13 protein-coding genes are annotated in these 16,566 nt (G+C 69.2%); 1 reads left to right on the top strand and 12 read right to left on the bottom strand.

Annotation, left to right across the window (positions count from 1 at the left end; all coding sequences use genetic code 11):
* Positions 1–520 precede the first annotated feature (520 nt).
* Positions 521–3,679, top strand: coding sequence for an isoleucine--tRNA ligase (gene ileS / locus ACFU8W_RS08940; protein ID WP_384033788.1), 3,159 nt, complete (start codon positions 521–523; stop codon positions 3,677–3,679).
* A 282-nt stretch (positions 3,680–3,961) separates the two neighbouring features.
* Here ileS and ACFU8W_RS08935 read toward each other — a convergent pair whose 3' ends face one another.
* From ACFU8W_RS08935 to murF, 12 genes are all read right to left on the bottom strand, one after another.
* Positions 3,962–5,083 carry a DivIVA domain-containing protein gene (locus ACFU8W_RS08935; protein ID WP_384033785.1) on the bottom strand — a complete coding sequence of 374 codons (1,122 nt, stop codon included), beginning with the start codon at positions 5,081–5,083 and terminating at the stop codon, positions 3,962–3,964.
* Positions 5,084–5,132: 49 nt separating this feature from the next.
* Complete coding sequence (locus tag ACFU8W_RS08930; RefSeq protein ID WP_037697102.1) at positions 5,133–5,417, bottom strand: YggT family protein; 285 nt, start codon at positions 5,415–5,417, stop codon at positions 5,133–5,135.
* 70 nt (positions 5,418–5,487) lie between these two features.
* Positions 5,488–6,105 carry a cell division protein SepF gene (locus tag ACFU8W_RS08925; RefSeq protein WP_030972886.1) on the bottom strand — a complete coding sequence of 206 codons (618 nt, stop codon included), beginning with the start codon at positions 6,103–6,105 and terminating at the stop codon, positions 5,488–5,490.
* Positions 6,106–6,231: 126 nt separating this feature from the next.
* Positions 6,232–6,951, bottom strand: a complete 720-nt coding sequence (locus tag ACFU8W_RS08920; protein WP_384033780.1) for a YggS family pyridoxal phosphate-dependent enzyme — start codon at positions 6,949–6,951, stop codon at positions 6,232–6,234.
* Between the two features lie 6 nt (positions 6,952–6,957).
* Entirely contained in the window at positions 6,958–7,707 is a 750-nt protein-coding gene (pgeF, locus tag ACFU8W_RS08915) for a peptidoglycan editing factor PgeF (protein WP_345514592.1), read from the bottom strand.
* On the bottom strand, positions 7,704–8,918 hold the full coding sequence (gene ftsZ, locus ACFU8W_RS08910) for a cell division protein FtsZ (RefSeq protein ID WP_384033777.1): 1,215 nt from the start codon (positions 8,916–8,918) through the stop codon (positions 7,704–7,706). Before ftsZ ends, pgeF begins: the two co-directional genes overlap by 4 nt.
* Positions 8,919–9,193: 275 nt before the next feature.
* The gene (locus tag ACFU8W_RS08905; RefSeq protein ID WP_384033774.1) at positions 9,194–9,982 is read right to left on the bottom strand and encodes a cell division protein FtsQ/DivIB; all 789 of its coding nucleotides are present in this window, start codon (positions 9,980–9,982) and stop codon (positions 9,194–9,196) included.
* 50 nt (positions 9,983–10,032) lie between these two features.
* Positions 10,033–11,127, bottom strand: coding sequence for an undecaprenyldiphospho-muramoylpentapeptide beta-N-acetylglucosaminyltransferase (murG, locus tag ACFU8W_RS08900; protein ID WP_384033771.1), 1,095 nt, complete (start codon positions 11,125–11,127; stop codon positions 10,033–10,035).
* Positions 11,128–11,133: 6 nt separating this feature from the next.
* The gene (gene ftsW, locus ACFU8W_RS08895) at positions 11,134–12,561 is read right to left on the bottom strand and encodes a putative lipid II flippase FtsW (protein WP_384033768.1); all 1,428 of its coding nucleotides are present in this window, start codon (positions 12,559–12,561) and stop codon (positions 11,134–11,136) included.
* Positions 12,562–12,674: 113 nt separating this feature from the next.
* Positions 12,675–14,093, bottom strand: coding sequence for a UDP-N-acetylmuramoyl-L-alanine--D-glutamate ligase (gene murD, locus ACFU8W_RS08890; RefSeq protein WP_384033765.1), 1,419 nt, complete (start codon positions 14,091–14,093; stop codon positions 12,675–12,677).
* A complete protein-coding gene (gene mraY, locus ACFU8W_RS08885) occupies positions 14,090–15,160 on the bottom strand; it encodes a phospho-N-acetylmuramoyl-pentapeptide-transferase (RefSeq protein ID WP_266986653.1) in 1,071 nt (356 codons plus the stop codon). The genes murD and mraY overlap by 4 nt, the downstream gene beginning before the upstream one ends.
* Complete coding sequence (gene murF / locus ACFU8W_RS08880; protein WP_345514584.1) at positions 15,157–16,563, bottom strand: UDP-N-acetylmuramoyl-tripeptide--D-alanyl-D-alanine ligase; 1,407 nt, start codon at positions 16,561–16,563, stop codon at positions 15,157–15,159. The genes mraY and murF overlap by 4 nt, the downstream gene beginning before the upstream one ends.
* Positions 16,564–16,566 lie beyond the last annotated feature (3 nt).

The following is a 16,566-nucleotide window of genomic DNA, read 5'->3' as shown; positions in this document are numbered from 1 at the left end:
CATATTGTGATCTTGCACGCGAATCGTGCTGGGACGATAAATCGACCCCAGCCCCGCGGCAACGGGGCACGCCGCCGAATCGCCCCTCCCCGTGTCGGATCAGCGCGCGCCTGAAACCGTTGTTCCCAGCTCCCCGCCCGGTAATCCGCCCTCCGCGCCCCACCGGGACTCCGCGCGCCCCGTCTCGCCATTCGGGTCACGCCCGCGCCCCCGGATAAACCGGTCGGCCGTCGCCCGTACGGGCCCGTACACTGGGCCCAGCGAGAGGCGTGGATGGGACGAGTAGCGTCGTACGCAGCCAGGAGCGACCCGGGGACGGTGGAAGCCTGGGGGCGAGCGCGTCGTGAAGATCACCCGGAGTCGTCGGAAGAACGCCGCAAGGCAAGTAGAACCGGCATCGCGACCCCAATGAGGGGGCCACGGGCGCACACCCGGGGCCAAGGAGGGTGGTACCGCGGGAACCGCACGGTTCTCGTCCCTCCGACGGAAGTGGAAAACGTCCGCCGGAGGAATCTCGCCCATGACATCGCCGCAGTACCGCCAGGTACCCGCCCAGGTCGACCTTCCCGCGCTGGAGCACGCCGTGCTCGACTTCTGGCGCGAGAGCAAGGTCTTCGCCAAGACCCTTGAACAGTCCGAGGGCCGCCCCGAGTGGGTCTTCTACGAGGGCCCGCCGACCGCCAACGGCATGCCCGGCGCCCACCACATCGAGGCCCGCGTCTTCAAGGACGTCTTCCCCCGCTTCCGCACCATGCAGGGCTACCACGTGGGCCGCAAGGCCGGCTGGGACTGCCACGGACTGCCGGTCGAGCTCGCGGTCGAGAAGGAGCTGGGCTTCAACGGCAAGAAGGACATCGAGGCGTACGGCATCGCCGAGTTCAACGCCAAGTGCCGCGAGTCCGTGACCCGCCACACGGACGCGTTCACCGAGCTCACGACCCGAATGGGCTACTGGGTCGACCTGGACGACGCGTACCGCACGATGGACCCGTCGTACGTCGACTCCGTCTGGTGGTCCCTGAAGGAGATCTTCAACAAGGACCTGCTGGTCCAGGACCACCGCGTCGCCCCGTGGTGTCCGCGCTGCGGCACCGGCCTCTCGGACCACGAGCTGGCGCAGGGTTACGAGACGGTCGTCGACCCCTCGGTCTTCGTACGCTTCCCGCTCACCTCCGGCCCGCTGGCCGGCGAGGCCGCGCTGCTGGTCTGGACGACCACCCCGTGGACCCTGGTCTCCAACACCGCCGTCGCCGCGCACCCCGACGTCACGTACGTCGTCGCGAGCAACGGCGAGGAGAAGCTCGTCGTCGCCCAGCCCCTCCTGGAGAAGGCACTCGGCGAGGGCTGGGAGCTCACCGGCCAGTCCTTCACCGGCCGTGAGATGGAGCGCTGGACGTACGAGCGCCCGTTCGCACTCGTCGACTTCCCGAGCGACAGCGTCCCGGCGCACTTCGTCGTCAACGCCGAGTACGTGACGACCGAGGACGGTACGGGTCTGGTCCACCAGTCCCCTGCCTTCGGTGAGGACGACCTCAAGGTCTGCCGCGCCTACGGCCTGCCGGTCGTGAACCCGGTCCGCCCCGACGGCACCTTCGAGGAGAACCTGCCGCTGGTCGGCGGCGTCTTCTTCAAGAAGGCCGACGAGGCGCTCACCGAGGACCTGGCCGCCCGCGGCAAGCTCTTCCGCCACGTCCCCTACGAGCACAGCTACCCGCACTGCTGGCGCTGCCACACCGCGCTGCTCTACTACGCGCAGCCGTCCTGGTACATCCGTACGACCGCCATCAAGAACCGGCTCCTCGAAGAGAACGAGAAGACCAACTGGTTCCCCGACTCGGTCAAGAACGGCCGCTTCGGCGACTGGCTGAACAACAACGTCGACTGGGCGCTGTCCCGCAACCGCTACTGGGGCACCCCGCTGCCGATCTGGCGCTGCGAGGACAACCACCTCACCTGTGTCGGCTCCCGTGCCGAGCTCACCGAGCTCACCGGCGCCGACCAGTCGGACCTGGACCCGCACCGTCCGTTCATCGACGCGATCACGTTCACCTGCTCGCACGAGAACTGCCAGCTGGAGGCGTACCGCGTCCCGGAGGTCATCGACGCCTGGTACGACTCGGGTTCGATGCCGTTCGCGCAGTGGGGCTACCCGTACAAGAACAAGGAACTCTTCGAGAGCCGTTACCCGGCGCAGTTCATCTCCGAAGCCATCGACCAGACCCGCGGCTGGTTCTACACGCTGATGGCCGTCGGCACGCTGGTCTTCGACAAGTCCTCGTACGAGAACGTGGTCTGCCTGGGTCACATCCTCGCCGAGGACGGCCGGAAGATGTCCAAGCACCTGGGCAACATCCTCCAGCCGATCCCGCTCATGGACCAGCACGGCGCGGACGCGGTCCGCTGGTTCATGGCGGCGGGCGGCTCCCCGTGGGCCGCGCGGCGCGTGGGCCACGGCACGATCCAGGAGGTCGTGCGCAAGACCCTCCTCACGTACTGGAACACGGTCGCCTTCCAGGCGCTGTACGCGCGCACGTCGAACTGGGCGCCGTCCGCGGCCGACCCGGCCCCGGCGGACCGCACAGTCCTCGACCGCTGGCTGCTCAGCGAGCTGAACGCACTGGTGGACCAGGTCACGCAGGCGCTGGAGGGGTACGACACCCAGCGCGCCGGCAAGCTCCTGTCCGCGTTCGTGGACGACCTGTCCAACTGGTACGTGCGCCGCTCCCGCCGCCGCTTCTGGCAGGGCGACAAGGCGGCACTGCGCACGCTGCACGAGGTCATCGAGACGGTCACACGTCTGATGGCCCCGCTGACCCCGTTCATCACCGAGCGGGTCTGGCAGGACCTCGTCGTCCCGGTGACCACGGACTCCCCGGAGTCGGTGCACCTGTCCTCCTGGCCGAAGGCGGACCTGGCCGCGATCGACCCGGCGCTCTCCACGCAGATGGCGCTGGTGCGCCGCCTGGTCGAGCTCGGCCGCGCGACGCGCGCCGAATCGGGCGTCAAGACCCGCCAGCCGCTGTCCCGTGCCCTGGTCGCGGCTTCGGGCTTCGAGTCGCTCTCCCCCGAGCTGCACGCCCAGATCACCGAGGAGCTGAACGTCTCCTCGCTCGCCTCCCTCTCGGAGGTCGGCGGCTCGCTGGTCGACACGACCGCGAAGGCGAACTTCCGGGCGCTGGGCAAGCGGTTCGGCAAGGGCGTCCAGGCGGTCGCGAAGGCGGTCGCGAACGCCGACGCGGCGGCGCTCTCCCTGGCCCTGCGCGAGGGCACGGCGTCGGTCGAGGTCGACGGCGAGACAGTCACCCTCGCCCCCGACGAGGTGATCATCACCGAGACGCCGCGCGAGGGCTGGTCGGTGGCGTCCGACTCGGGTGCGACGGTCGCGCTCGACCTGGAGATCACCCCGGAGCTGCGTCGTGCGGGCCTGGCCCGTGACGCGATCCGGCTAATCCAGGAGGCCCGCAAGAACAGCGGCCTGGACGTGGCGGACCGCATCGCCGTCCGCTGGACGTCCACGTCCCCCGCGACGGTGGAGGCGCTGACCGAGCATGCGCCGCTCATCGCGGACGAGGTGCTGGCGCTGGACTACGCGCAGGGCGAGGCGGACGGGACGTACGGAACTCCGTTCGAGGACGAGGGCCTGGCGCTGACGTTCCGCCTCCGCAGGACGGAGCAGTAACCCATACGACGAGAGGCCCGGCCGGACACGTTCCGGCCGGGCCTTTCGCTGTTCCCCTACCCGCCCCTTCCCGAAAACCGGGGTCCCGCCCCATGACCGGCCTTGTCGGCGTTCGAGGCGCGGGGTCAGGGGCGGAGCCCCGGCCCGGAAGGGGGCGCGTAGGCGAACAGGCTCAGCAGGCTCCCCCACCCCCGCCCACGGCAAAGGGCCGAGCCCCGGGGAAAACCCCGGGGCCCGGCCCTCAGCCTGCCGACGGCTACGCGCTCAGCGCGCGCAACCCGCTCAGTTGTCGTCCTCGTCGATCAGGAACCCACGCATCGGCGACGGCGCCTGCGGCATCGGCTGCGGCGCCTGCGGCCGCACCGGTGCCATCGGCTGAGTCATCGCCGGCGACATCTGCTGCTGGCCGCCGTAGGAGGGCCCACCGCCCATGGACGGGTTGCCGCCCATCTGCGGGCTGCCGTGGCTGCCACCCATGGTGTGACCCATGGCACCCGCACCGGCCGGAGCCAGCGAGGGCGACGGCGGCAACGAAGCGGCTGCCGGAGTCCGCGGCGGGGCCAGCGAGTCGTCGGCCTGGGTCTCCAGCTGACGCAGCTGGCTCTCCAGGTACGACTTCAGACGGGTCCGGTACTCGCGCTCGAAGCCACGCAGGTCCTCGACCTTGCGCTCCAGCGTCGCGCGGGCCGACTCCAGCGAGCCCATCGCCACGCGGTGCTTCTCCTGCGCGTCCCGCTCCAGCGCGTCCGCCTTGGCACGCGCGTCGCGCTCCAGGCCCTCGGCACGGCTGCGCGCCTCGCCGACGATCTTGTTGGCCTCGGAACGGGCCTCCGCGATCGCCTGGTCGGCGGTCTGCTGCGCGAGCGAGAGGACACGGGCGGCACTGTCGCCACCGGGGCCCTGACCGGGCTGCTGCATCTGCGGCTGCTGCATCTGCTGCATCTGCTGCTGCGGCGCGTGACCCATGGGACCGCCCATCGGGCCACCCATGGGACCGCCCTGCATCGGGCCAGGGCCGTGCTGGCCCTGCGGGCCGGGGCCGTGCTGCTGGGGACCGTGACCACTGGGACCGGCGGGCAGCTGCGGAGCACCACCGGGCAGCTGGGGCGGACCCATCTGCGGGGGCTGCTGCTGGACCGGCGGACCAGATATGGCGGCGGGCACCGGTGCACCGGGACGATCCTGCGGCTCCGGCTTACGCATACCTTGCTGCTGCTGGTTCTGCGCGGCGGCACGCGTGGCAGCGGCCAGCTTGGCGCGCAGGTCCTCGTTCTCACGGAGCAGGCGGGTCAGCTCGGACTCGACCTCGTCGAGGAAGGCATCGACCTCGTCCTCGTCATAGCCTTCTCGGAGGCGGACGGTCGTGAACTGCTTGTTCCGCACGTCCTCGGGGGTCAGCGGCATCTCTTCTTCACCTCTACGTAGTCGTCGGCAGTCGGCAAGACCGTATCGTTCACAGCCTGGTCACGATCGAGATCAGGATGTAGACGATGATCATCAGAACGAAGAAGGACAGGTCGAGTGCCACGCCCCCGAGACGCAGCGGCGGAATGAACCGCCGCAGAAGCTTGAGCGGTGGATCGGTGACAGTGTAGGTGGCCTCGAGAAGCACCACCATCGGCTTGCCGGGCTGCCATGAACGTGCGAACTGGAAGACGTAGTCCATGACCAGCCGGAAGATCAGCACGATGAGGAAACACATCAACGCGATATAGACAACTTGCAGTGCGACGCCCATTTCGCGCTTCCCTCTCCCCTGGCTCTCGTAGCTCCGGCCTTGCGGCCGGGTTGTTCCCGGTGTCGTGTTCTCAGCTCTGGTTGAAGAATCCGCCCTCAGCGATGCGGGCCTTGTCCTCCGCCGTGACATCGACGTTAGCAGGCGACAACAGGAACACCTTCTGCGTCACCCGTTCAATGCTGCCATGGAGACCGAAGACGAGTCCTGCGGCAAAGTCGACAAGTCGCTTCGCGTCCGTATCGTCCATCTCCGTGAGATTCATGATCACCGGAGTGCCCTCACGGAAGTGTTCCCCGATGGTACGGGCCTCGTTGTAGGTCCGGGGGTGCAACGTGGTGATGCGGTAGGGCTCCCGCTCGGACACAACCTTGGGCATGATCACCGGTGCGTTCTTCTCCATGTTCGGGCGTTCAGGTGTGATGGATGCCACGGGTGCAATCCGGGCGGGTCGCACGCTCTCCGCCGGGATCTGAACCGGTTCCCGCTGCGCGGGAGGCTGCACCACTCGTACCGGTTCGTCCCGCTCGCGATCCCGCTCCACCTGATGCGCGGGCTGATGCCTCCGCCGGTCGCGCTCCGGCTCCGGCTCGGGTTCGAATTCGTCGTCGGGGTCGAACCCCGGACCGTCGTAGCCATCGTCCTCCACGAGGCCGAGGTAGACCGCCATCTTGCGCATCGCGCCGGCCATGCTCTGAGTCCTCCGCTCTGTGGTGGATCGGCATCTGTCACCAAGTGCCCCGCGATCCACTCAGGCCTGCCCGCCATTGGCGGGAATGACCATATTTTCTGCTGTGGTCCGACTTGCTTGGCGACGTTACCGGAGCCTGGGTCGGACTCCGAGTACCGCCGTACCGACGCGCACATGTGTCGCTCCGGCCGCAATCGCTTCCTCGAGGTCCGCACTCATTCCGGCAGAGACCATGTTCGCAGCCGGATGGTTCCCGCGCAGGCGGGATGAGAATTCCATCAGCCGGTCGAATGCCGCCCGTTGCCGTCCCGCGTACGGTCCGGCGAGCGGCGCCACGGTCATCAGACCGTCGAGCCGGAGCCCCGGCGCCGCCTCCACCGCGGCAGCCAACTCGTCGATCCCGTCCGGCGCGACGCCGCCCCGGGCCCCGCGCTCACCGCTCTCCGCGTCGAGTGCGACCTGGATGAGGCACCCGAGTTCGCGCCCGTCGCGCACCGCGGCGACCGAGAGGGCCGTGACCAACTTGACCCGGTCCACGGACTGCACGACATCGGCATAACTCGCCACAGAACGAACCTTATTCGTCTGCAATTGTCCGACAAAGTGCCATGTGAGCGACAGATCCGCGCAAGCGGCCGCCTTGGGTGCGGCGTCCTGATCACGATTCTCCGCGACATGACGCACACCGAGTTCATGCAGGATCCGCACATCGCTCGCGGGGTAGGTCTTCGTGACCACAATGAGGGTCACTTCTTCCCTTTTGCGACCGGCGGCGATACAGGCTGAGGCAATACGCTCCTCCACCTGTGCCAGATTTGCGGCGAGTTGAGTCCTACGGTCCGTCATGTCCTATCAGTCCAGCCAGACATATCCGGCGAGCCGCCCAGTGGTGCGGTCGCGGCGGTACGAGAAGTGGTCGCCCGATTCGAGGGTGCAGATTGACGACGTGTGCCGGTCGCGCACCCCCAGGGCCTCGAGTTGGGCGTGGACTCCGGCGGTGACGTCCACGGCCGGTGTCCCCCAGCTCGTCTCGGACCACGATGCGGGAACGGCTTCGGCGACATCGGATCGCATCTCCGCCGGAACTTCGTAACACCGTCCGCAGACGGCCGGTCCGGTGTGCGCGGTGATCCGGGAGATGTCCGCGCCGAGCCCGACCATGGCCTCGACGACGGCGGGGACGACTCCGGCGACCAGACCGGGGCGGCCCGCGTGTGCCGCCGCCGCGATCCCGGCGACCGGGTCGGCGAGAAGTACGGGGGTGCAGTCTGCGGTGAGAACGGCGAGCGGGAGTCCGCGCCGCGCGGTCACCACCGCGTCCACCGCGGGGGGCTCCGCACGCTCTCCCCAGGGTCCGTCGACGACGGCCACGTCCCGCCCGTGCACCTGGTTCATCCAGACGACCTGCGCCGGATCGAGACCGAGACCCCGGGCGGCCGCCTCCCGGTTGGCGAGAACGGCTGCGGGTTCGTCGCCGACCGCGCCGCCGAGGTTGAGTTCCCCGTACGGAGCGGCGCTCACCCCGCCCCACCTGTCGGTGAAGGCGAAGTGAGCGCGATACCCCGATGACTCCGGGGTCACTGCGTGGTGCTGAGTTATCACTTCAAGAAGTCCGGGACATCCAGCTCTTCGGCCTGGGAGTCCTGGTAGGGACGGGCCGGCGGGACGTGCGGCGTCGAGACCGGCGGCATCGGGGTCTCGTTCGCCACCGGCACGGACTCGGCCGGGGCCGGGGGCTCCTCCCGCTGCGTGACGGAACCGAGCCCGCCCGTCTGGCGCACCGGCTCGGCGGCCCGGACCGGCGGCACCGACTCCTCACGCTTCCCGGCACCCGCACCCAGGACGTTCTCGCGACGGGCGGGCGGCTGCCCGCCGTCGAAGCCCGCGGCGATCACGGTGACCCGGACCTCGTCTCCCAGCGCGTCGTCGATGACCGCACCGAAGATGATGTTCGCCTCGGGGTGTGCCGCCTCGCTCACCAGCTGCGCCGCCTCGTTGATCTCGAAGAGGCCGAGGTCGCTGCCGCCGGAGATGGAGAGCAGGACACCACGGGCGCCGTCGATGGACGCCTCCAGGAGCGGCGAGGAGATCGCCATCTCCGCCGCGGCCACCGCGCGGTCGTCGCCGCGGGCCGAGCCGATGCCCATGAGCGCCGATCCGGCCTCGGACATGACCGACTTGACGTCGGCGAAGTCGAGGTTGATCAGACCCGGGGTGGTGATGAGGTCGGTGATGCCCTGGACACCCGAGAGCAGCACCTGGTCGGCCGACTTGAACGCGTCGAGCACGCTGACCTGGCGGTCCGAGATGGACAGCAGTCGGTCGTTGGGAATGACAATGAGGGTGTCGACCTCTTCGCGGAGCTCGGCGATGCCGTCCTCCGCCTGGTTCGCGCGACGCCGGCCCTCGAAGGTGAACGGGCGGGTGACCACACCGATCGTCAGGGCGCCGAGCGAGCGCGCGATGTTGGCGACGACGGGTGCGCCGCCGGTGCCGGTGCCGCCGCCCTCTCCGGCGGTGACGAAGACCATGTCGGCCCCCTTGAGGACCTCCTCGATCTCCTCACGGTGGTCCTCTGCCGCCTTGCGACCGACGGCCGGGTTCGCCCCGGCGCCGAGGCCACGGGTGAGTTCACGGCCGACGTCGAGCTTGACGTCGGCGTCGCTCATCAACAGGGCTTGCGCATCAGTGTTGATCGCGATGAACTCGACGCCCTTGAGACCGACCTCGATCATTCGGTTGATGGCATTGACACCACCGCCGCCGACACCGATGACCTTGATGACTGCGAGGTAGTTCTGCGGTGCTGCCACGTCGAAGGCCTCTCGCCTCGATTTACGTGTCGTCGCTTCGCGGTAGTCCCGCCGCGACGACGGATGCCGATTGGGACGGTCCGACGCCGACCCAAACCCTAACGTTGAAGTTTAGGGTTACCAGTGTGTCTGCTTCTTGGACTCTTCCGAACAGGACACTAAGTCGACAAGTGGCGCACGTTCAACGAACACGCCGAACCTCCCGTTTTTCTTTTCACCCTATGTGATCACCCGTAGCGCTGACCAACCAGGGTGCTGGCCAGGCCAAATGCCCGTCAACCACCCGAGGCGGCGGGAGCGGTGGGTGCACTCACGTCGAAGTGTCCCGCTTTGGGAGCCGCTTTCATGAGAGCGGTGAGAACTCTTGCCTTCACCGCCCCCTCCTCGCTGCTGCCCCAGACCACCGTGCGCCCCCCGGTCAGCTCCAGGGAGATCGAGTCGTACGAGGTGACTCGTACGACCTGGGTGCCCTTGGCGACTGCGCGGGGAAGTCCGCCCGCGACCCGGACCGCTTCCCGCACCAGCCGGCCACTGCCGAAGCGGCGCAGGCTGGCTGACTGGGCGGGTGTCAATTCGAGCAGGGGTACACGCCCGGGCGCTTTGTCCACCGTGGCGAAACGGACACCTTTTGCGTCCACTTCAATGAACTTTGCGCCCTTTTTTACCAACAGGACCGGCTGCCGTTCGGTCACTTTAAGTCCGATTTCGTGCGGCCATGACCGTACGACATCCACCGAGTCGATACGAGGCAACTTCTGGCGCAACCGGGCGGCCATGGCGTCCGTGTCCACGGAGACCAGCGGGGCGCCGATCGGCACCGCCGCGGCGGACTCCACCTCCGCGGGGGTCAGCACGTCGACGCCGGTGGTCCTGACCTGTTCCACCCGGAACCAGGACGAGCCGTAGAGCGCCCAGACGACCCCCGAGGCGAGCAGCAGGGCGGCCACGGCGATCACGAGCAGCAGTCTGCGGCTGGGCCGTCTGCGCCCGGTGGGGCTCGGCGGGCGGGACTGGTCGTCCGTCTGCTGCCCTGCACCGCGCTGGGCGGTCGTCGGTCCGGCCACGCTCGCTCCTTATGCCGGGTCCAGGGGCACCGCCCCCGGACCCGTCCGCCTCACGCGCTCCGGCGTGCGGCAATCGCCTCGTACACCATGCCGACGAGCAGGTCGTCGGCGTCCCGGCGGCCGAACTCGGCGGCGGCGCGGGACATCTCGTACAACCGGTGCGGGTCCGCAAGCACCGGCAGGACGTTGCCCTGCACCCACTCGGGGGTGAGCGCCGCATCGTCCACCAGCAGACCGCCGCCCGCGTTGACCACCGGCTGGGCGTTGAGCCGCTGTTCGCCGTTGCCGATGGGCAGCGGGACGTAGGCGGCGGGGAGCCCGACGGCGGAGAGTTCGGCGACGGTCATCGCGCCCGCTCGGCAGAGCATCATGTCGGCAGCGGCGTACGCAAGATCCATCCGGTCCACGTACGGTACCGGGATGTAGGGCGGCATCCCGGGCATGTTGTCGATGCGCGGCAATTCGTTCTTCGGGCCGACCACATGCAGGATCTGGATCCCGGAACGCTGCAGCAGCGGGGCGACCCGCTGGACCACCTCGTTGAGATGGCGGGCGCCCTGCGAGCCGCCGGAGACCAGCAGCGTGGGCAGGTTGGGGTCGAGACCGAACGCGTCGCGCGCCTCCGGCCGGACCCGGGCCCGGTCCAGGGTGGCGATGGTGCGGCGCAGCGGGATGCCGATGTAGCGGGCACCGCGCAGCTTGCTGTCAGGCGTGGAGACGGCGACCCCGTGCGCGTACCGCGAACCGATCTTGTTGGCCAGTCCCGGCCGGGCGTTGGCCTCGTGGACCACGATCGGCACCCCCGCCCGCTTGGCGGCGAGGTAGCCGGGCAGGGCGACATAGCCGCCGAAGCCGACCACGCAGTCCGCCTTCGTGCGTTCCAGGATCTGCTCGGCGGCCTTGATGGTGCCGCGCAGCCGTCCCGGGACAGTGATCAGTTCCGGGGTGGGTTTGCGGGGCAGCGGCACGGCCGGGATCAGCGCCAGTTCGTACCCCCGCTCGGGTACGAGCCTGGTCTCGAGTCCGCGCTCCGTGCCGAGGGCAGTGATTCCCACGCTCGGGTCCTGCCTGCGCAGGGCATCCGCGAGGGCAAGCGCGGGCTCGATGTGGCCGGCGGTCCCCCCACCGGCGAGTACGACATGCACCGAAATTCACCGCTCTCCGGACGGACGCTTCTTGCCGCGCCGTCTCATCGTCTTCCATCTCACCCCGGGCCTCCGCATGGCCAGGGCCGCCTTCGCAGCAGGCTCCTCACGCGCGAAGGCGATCAGGAGCCCCACCGCGAACATGGTCGGCAGCAGGGCCGATCCTCCGTAGGAGAACAGCGGGAGCGGGACCCCGGCGATCGGCAGCAGGCCGAGCACCGCACCGATGTTGATCACGGCCTGAACCGTGATCCAGGTGGTCACACCTCCCGCGGCGTACCTCACGAAGGGGTCCTCCGTGCGTCCGGCCACGCGGATACCCGCATAGCCTAGAGCCGCGAAGAGGGCGAGCACCGACAGCGTCCCCGCCAAACCCAGTTCCTCCCCGGTGATGGCGAAGATGAAGTCGGTGTGCGGTTCGGGTAGTTGGCCCCATTTTTCCACACTTGCACCCAGCCCGGATCCGAACCATCCACCGGATGCCAGAGCATAGATGCCGTGGACGGCCTGCCAGCACGAGCCGTCGGGCCCGGGTTCGCTCACGCCCATGCAACTGAGCCGGGACATCCGGTTCGGACTGGTCTTGATCAGCAGGAAGGCCAGCACTCCCGCGACCGCGAGCACCCCGCCGAACAGCCGGGTGGGCGCCCCGGCCAGCCAGAGCAGGCCGAACAGGATCGCGGTGAGAATGATCGCAGTTCCCATGTCGCCGCCGAGCATGATCAGCCCGAGGAGCATGAAGGCGACCGGGACGAGCGGCACCAGCATGTGTTTCCACTGCGTCAGCAGCCGCTTGTCCTGTTTGCGGGCGAGCAGGTCGGCGCCCCAGAGGATCAGGGCGAGCTTGCCGAACTCGCTGGGCTGGAGCTGGAAGGGGCCGCCCAGGTAGAGCCAGTTCTGGTTGCCGTTGACCGACATCCCTATCCCGGGCACCTGGACCAGCATCATCAGGAAGACCGTGCCCATCAGCAGCGGGTAGGCGAGCGCCCGGTGGAGTTTGACGGGCATCCGGGAGGCCATGAACAGCAGTCCGGAACCGATGAGGGCGGCGAGGAACTGCTTGCGGAAGAAGTACGTGCCGGGCTTCGACAGCTCCAGCGCCTTGATCATCGAGGCGGAGTAGACCATCACCAGTCCGAGCACGGTGATCAGCAGCCCGGCGCCGAGGATCAGGTAGTACGCGGTCAGCGGGCGGTCCCAGGCCCGGCGCGCCTGCTCGTACAGCCGCCGCACACCACCGCCACGGGGGGCGCGGGGGCCGGAGCCGCTGCGGCTCCTGGAGCGCGGTACGGCGGGCTGCCGGGTGCTCGCCAGCCTGCCGCGCAGGGCGAGGCCGGCGGGCACCGGGGGTCCGGCCAGGAAGGGTGGGGCGAGCACCCGGCCGATCCGTGGGCGGCCCGTGCCGTGCGCGGCGGAGCTCTCGTCGGCCGGCATTGTCGCTGTCCCCTCCACTGCTCGTGCCCGGGGCTGCTGCCGAGGGCCAGGGCGTGCGGCGGAGCCGCCCGAACCCGGTTGTCCGGGACAGTACGGCGCGGCGGCCGCGCCCGTCAGGCGCTCTCGTCGGCGAGTGCGCGGACCGCGTCCGCGAATGCCTCGCCCCGCTTGTTGTAATTGGCGAACATGTCCATCGAAGCGCAGGCCGGGGCCATCAGTACGGTGTCTCCCGGCCGGGCGAGCCGTGCCGCCTCGCGGACCGCCTCGGACATCGCCCCAGTGTCGGTCCGGTCGAGGTCGACGACCGGGACCTCGGGGGCGTGTCGCGTGAGGGCTTCACGGATCAGCGCCCGGTCGGTGCCCATCAGCACGACGCCCCGCAGACGCTTGGCGGCGCCGCTCACCAGCTCGTCGAACGTGGCACCCTTGGCGAGGCCGCCGGCGATCCAGACGATCGGGTCATAGGCCGCGAGGGATGCCTCCGCGGCATGGGTGTTGGTGGCCTTGGAGTCGTCGATGTACGCCACCGATGCGACGTCCGCGACGTGTTCGATGCGGTGCGCGTCGGGTCGGAAGGCCCGCAGACCGTCCCGTACCGCCCTGGGTTCGACGCCGAAGGCGCGGGCCAGTGCCGCGGCCGCCAGGGCGTTGGCGATGTTGTGCGGGGCGGGCGGGTTGACGTCCGCGACCTCGGCGAGCTCCTGGGCCTGCTTCTGCCGGTTGGCCACGAAGGCACGGTCGACGAGGATGCCGTCGACGACGCCCAGCTGGGACGGGCCCGGGGTGCCGAGGGTGAAGCCGATGGCGCGACAGCCCTCCTCCACGTCCGCACCGCGGACGAGGTCCTCGGTGGCCGGGTCGGCCGCGTTGTAGACGCAGGCGATCCGGTTGCCCTCGTAGATCCGGCCCTTGTCCGCGACGTACGCCTCCATGGAGCCGTGCCAGTCGAGGTGGTCCGGGGCCAGGTTGAGAACGGCCGCGGAGTGGGCGCGCAGCGAGGGCGCCCAGTGCAGCTGGTAGCTGGAGAGCTCGACGGCGAGTACGTCGTAGGTCTCGTCGCCGAGGACGGCGTCGAGGAGGGAGACGCCGATGTTGCCGACGGCTGCGGTGCGCAGCCCGGCCGCCTCCAGGATCGAGGCGAGCATCCGGACGGTCGTGGTCTTGCCGTTGGTGCCGGTGACCGCGAGCCAGGGTGCCGCATCGGGACCGCGCAGCCGCCAGGCGAGCTCGACGTCGCCCCAGACCGGGACGCCCGCCTCGGCGGCTGCTGCGAAGAGCGGCTTGTCCGGCTTCCAGCCGGGGGTGGTGACGATGAGCTCGGTGGACTCGGGCAGGGTCGCCCCGTCGCCGAGGCGCACGGTGATCCCTTGCGCCTCCAGCTCTGCGGCCTGCGCACGGGAACGCTCGTCGTCCCCGTCGTTGACCACCGTGACAACGGCGCCGAGGCCGTGCAGGACACGGGCAGCGGGGATCCCGCTGACACCGAGTCCGGCGACGGTGACGTGCTTGCCCTGCCAGTCCTGGTTGCTCACTTGGCGGCTGCCCACCCTGCGTAGAAGAGACCGAGTCCGACGATCACGCACATGCCCTGGATGATCCAGAAGCGGACCACGACAAGGACTTCGGACCAGCCCTTGAGTTCGAAGTGGTGCTGGAGCGGCGCCATCCGGAAGACCCGCTTGCCGGTCATCTTGAAGGAACCGACCTGGATGACCACGGACATGGTGATCATCACGAAGAGGCCGCCGAGGATCGCCATCAGGAACTCGGTGCGGGAGCAGATCGCGAGACCGGCGAGCGCACCGCCGAGTGCCAGCGAACCGGTGTCGCCCATGAAGATCTTGGCGGGCGAGGTGTTCCACCACAGGAAGCCGAAGCAGGCGCCCATCAGCGCGGAGGCGACGACCGCGAGGTCGAGCGGGTCGCGCACCTCGAAGCAGGCGTTGGGATTGGTCAGGGAGACCGCGTTGGCGCAGGACTCCTGGAACTGCCACAGCCCGATGAACGTGTACGCGCCGAAGACCATCACCGACGCGCCGGTGGCCAGGCCGTCCAGACCGTCCGTCAGATTCACGCCGTTGGACATGGCGAGGATCATGAACAGCGCCCAGACCACGAACAGCACCGGGCCGATCGACCAGCCGAAGTCCGTGACGAACGACAGCCTGGTGGAGGCCGGGGTGTTGCCACGGCCGTCGGCGAACTGGAGCGACAGCACCGCGAAGGCGATACCGACGATCAGCTGACCGGCCATCTTCGCCTTGGCCCGCAGACCCAGCGAACGCTGCTTGACGATCTTGATGTAGTCGTCGAGGAACCCGACAAGACCCATACCGGTCATCAGGAACAGGACCAGCACACCGGAGAAGCGCATCTGCTCGCCGGTGATCACCTTCGCCAGGAAGTACGCCATCAGCGTGGCCAGGATGAAGGCGATGCCGCCCATGGTGGGCGTGCCCTTCTTGCTGCCGTGGCTGCGCGGGCCGTCGTCACGGATGAACTGCCCGTATCCCTTGCGGGCCAGGAGCTTGATGAGCAGCGGGGTACCGACCAGGGTCAGGAAGAGCCCGATGGCCCCCGCGAAGAGGATCTGCCTCATCGGCCGGTGACCTCGCCCTCGGTCGAGTTCTCCAGCAGTGCCTGGGCGACCTGTTCCAGGCCGGCCGACCGGGACGCCTTCACCAGCACGACGTCTCCCGCGCGCAGTTCACTGCGCAACAGGTCGACGGCCGCCTGTGCGTCGGACACGTGCACCGACTCCTCACCCCACGAACCCTCGTTGTATGCGCCCAGTTGCAGCCAGGAGGCTTCTCTGCCCCCGACCGCGACGAGCTTGCTGACGTTGAGCCGGACGGCGAGCCGTCCGACCGCGTCGTGCTCGGCGAGCGAGGCGTCGCCGAGCTCGGCCATGGGGCCGAGCACCGCCCACGTACGCCGTCCCTTCCCCATGGCGGCCAGCGCGCGCAGCGCTGCTCGCATGGATTCGGGGTTCGCGTTGTAGGCGTCATTGACGAACGTCACGCCGTCCGGACGCTCGGTGACCTCCATGCGCCAGCGGGAGAGGGTGCCCGCCTCGGAGAGCGCGACGGCGATCTCGTCCACGGACAGGCCCAACTCATGGGCGACGGCGGCCGCGGCGAGCGCGTTCGACACGTGGTGCTCACCGTACAGGCGCATGGTCACATCGCTGCACCCGGTAGGTGTGTGGAGCGTGAAAGCGGGGCGGCCGTCGTCGGTGAGACGGACCTTCTCTCCCCGTACGTCCGCATCCGCGGCTTCACCGAAGAGCAGAACCCGGGCCTTCGTGCGGGAGGACATGGCGAGGACGAGCGGGTCGTCGGCGTTGAGGACGGCGACTCCGTCCTCCGGGAGCGCCTCGACCATCTCGCCCTTGGCGATCGCGATCTGCTCACGGCCGCCGAACTCGCCGATGTGCGCGGTGCCGACGTTGAGGACGAGGCCGATCCGCGGCGGGACCAGGCCGGTGAGGTAGCGGATGTCGCCGATGTAGCGGGCGCCCATTTCGAGGACCAGGTGCTCGGTCTTCTCGGTGGCGCGCAGGGCGGTGAGCGGCAGGCCGATCTCGTTGTTGAGGTTGCCCGCGGGGAAGACGGTGGGGCCCTTGCGCTCCAGGAGTTGGGCGATCAGGTCCTTGGTCGAGGTCTTGCCCGCGGAGCCGGTGAGGGCGACGACAGTGGTACCGAGGCGTTCGACGACGGTCCGGGCGAGGGTGCCGAGCGCGGCCATGACGTCGTCGACGACGATCGCTGGAACACCGACGGGGCGGGCGGCGAGTACGGCTGCCGCGCCCGCCTCGACGGCGCGCTGCGCGTAGTCGTGGCCGTCGACCCGCTCGCCGGCGAAGGCGACGAACAGACTGCCTTGCTGCACCTGTCGGGAGTCGATGACGACGGGCCCGCTGACGGTCACTGCCGCATCCGGTATGTCGTGCGACTGCCCGCCGACGATTTCGGCGATCTCGGCGAGGGTAAGGGCGATCACTTG

Origin of the sequence: Streptomyces sp. NPDC057565, assembly GCF_042801455.1 — a bacterium.
Taxonomy (GTDB): domain Bacteria; phylum Actinomycetota; class Actinomycetes; order Streptomycetales; family Streptomycetaceae; genus Streptomyces; species Streptomyces yanii.
The sequence above is the reverse complement of the archived record's forward strand: the minus strand, read 5'-3'. Positions and strand labels throughout refer to the sequence as shown.

What these genes read in the sequence shown, in the direction of transcription:
- ACFU8W_RS08920 (WP_384033780.1), bottom strand. Translation starts at nt 6,951, where the DNA reads ATGACGGACCGTAGGACTCAACTCGCCGCAAATCTGGCACAGGTGGAG.
- ACFU8W_RS08925 (WP_030972886.1), bottom strand. Translation starts at nt 6,105, where the DNA reads ATGGCCGGCGCGATGCGCAAGATGGCGGTCTACCTCGGCCTCGTGGAG.
- ileS (WP_384033788.1), top strand. Translation starts at nt 521, where the DNA reads ATGACATCGCCGCAGTACCGCCAGGTACCCGCCCAGGTCGACCTTCCC.
- mraY (WP_266986653.1), bottom strand. Translation starts at nt 15,160, where the DNA reads ATGAGGCAGATCCTCTTCGCGGGGGCCATCGGGCTCTTCCTGACCCTG.
- ACFU8W_RS08935 (WP_384033785.1), bottom strand. Translation starts at nt 5,083, where the DNA reads ATGCCGCTGACCCCCGAGGACGTGCGGAACAAGCAGTTCACGACCGTC.
- ACFU8W_RS08930 (WP_037697102.1), bottom strand. Translation starts at nt 5,417, where the DNA reads ATGGGCGTCGCACTGCAAGTTGTCTATATCGCGTTGATGTGTTTCCTC.
- ftsW (WP_384033768.1), bottom strand. Translation starts at nt 12,561, where the DNA reads ATGCCGGCCGACGAGAGCTCCGCCGCGCACGGCACGGGCCGCCCACGG.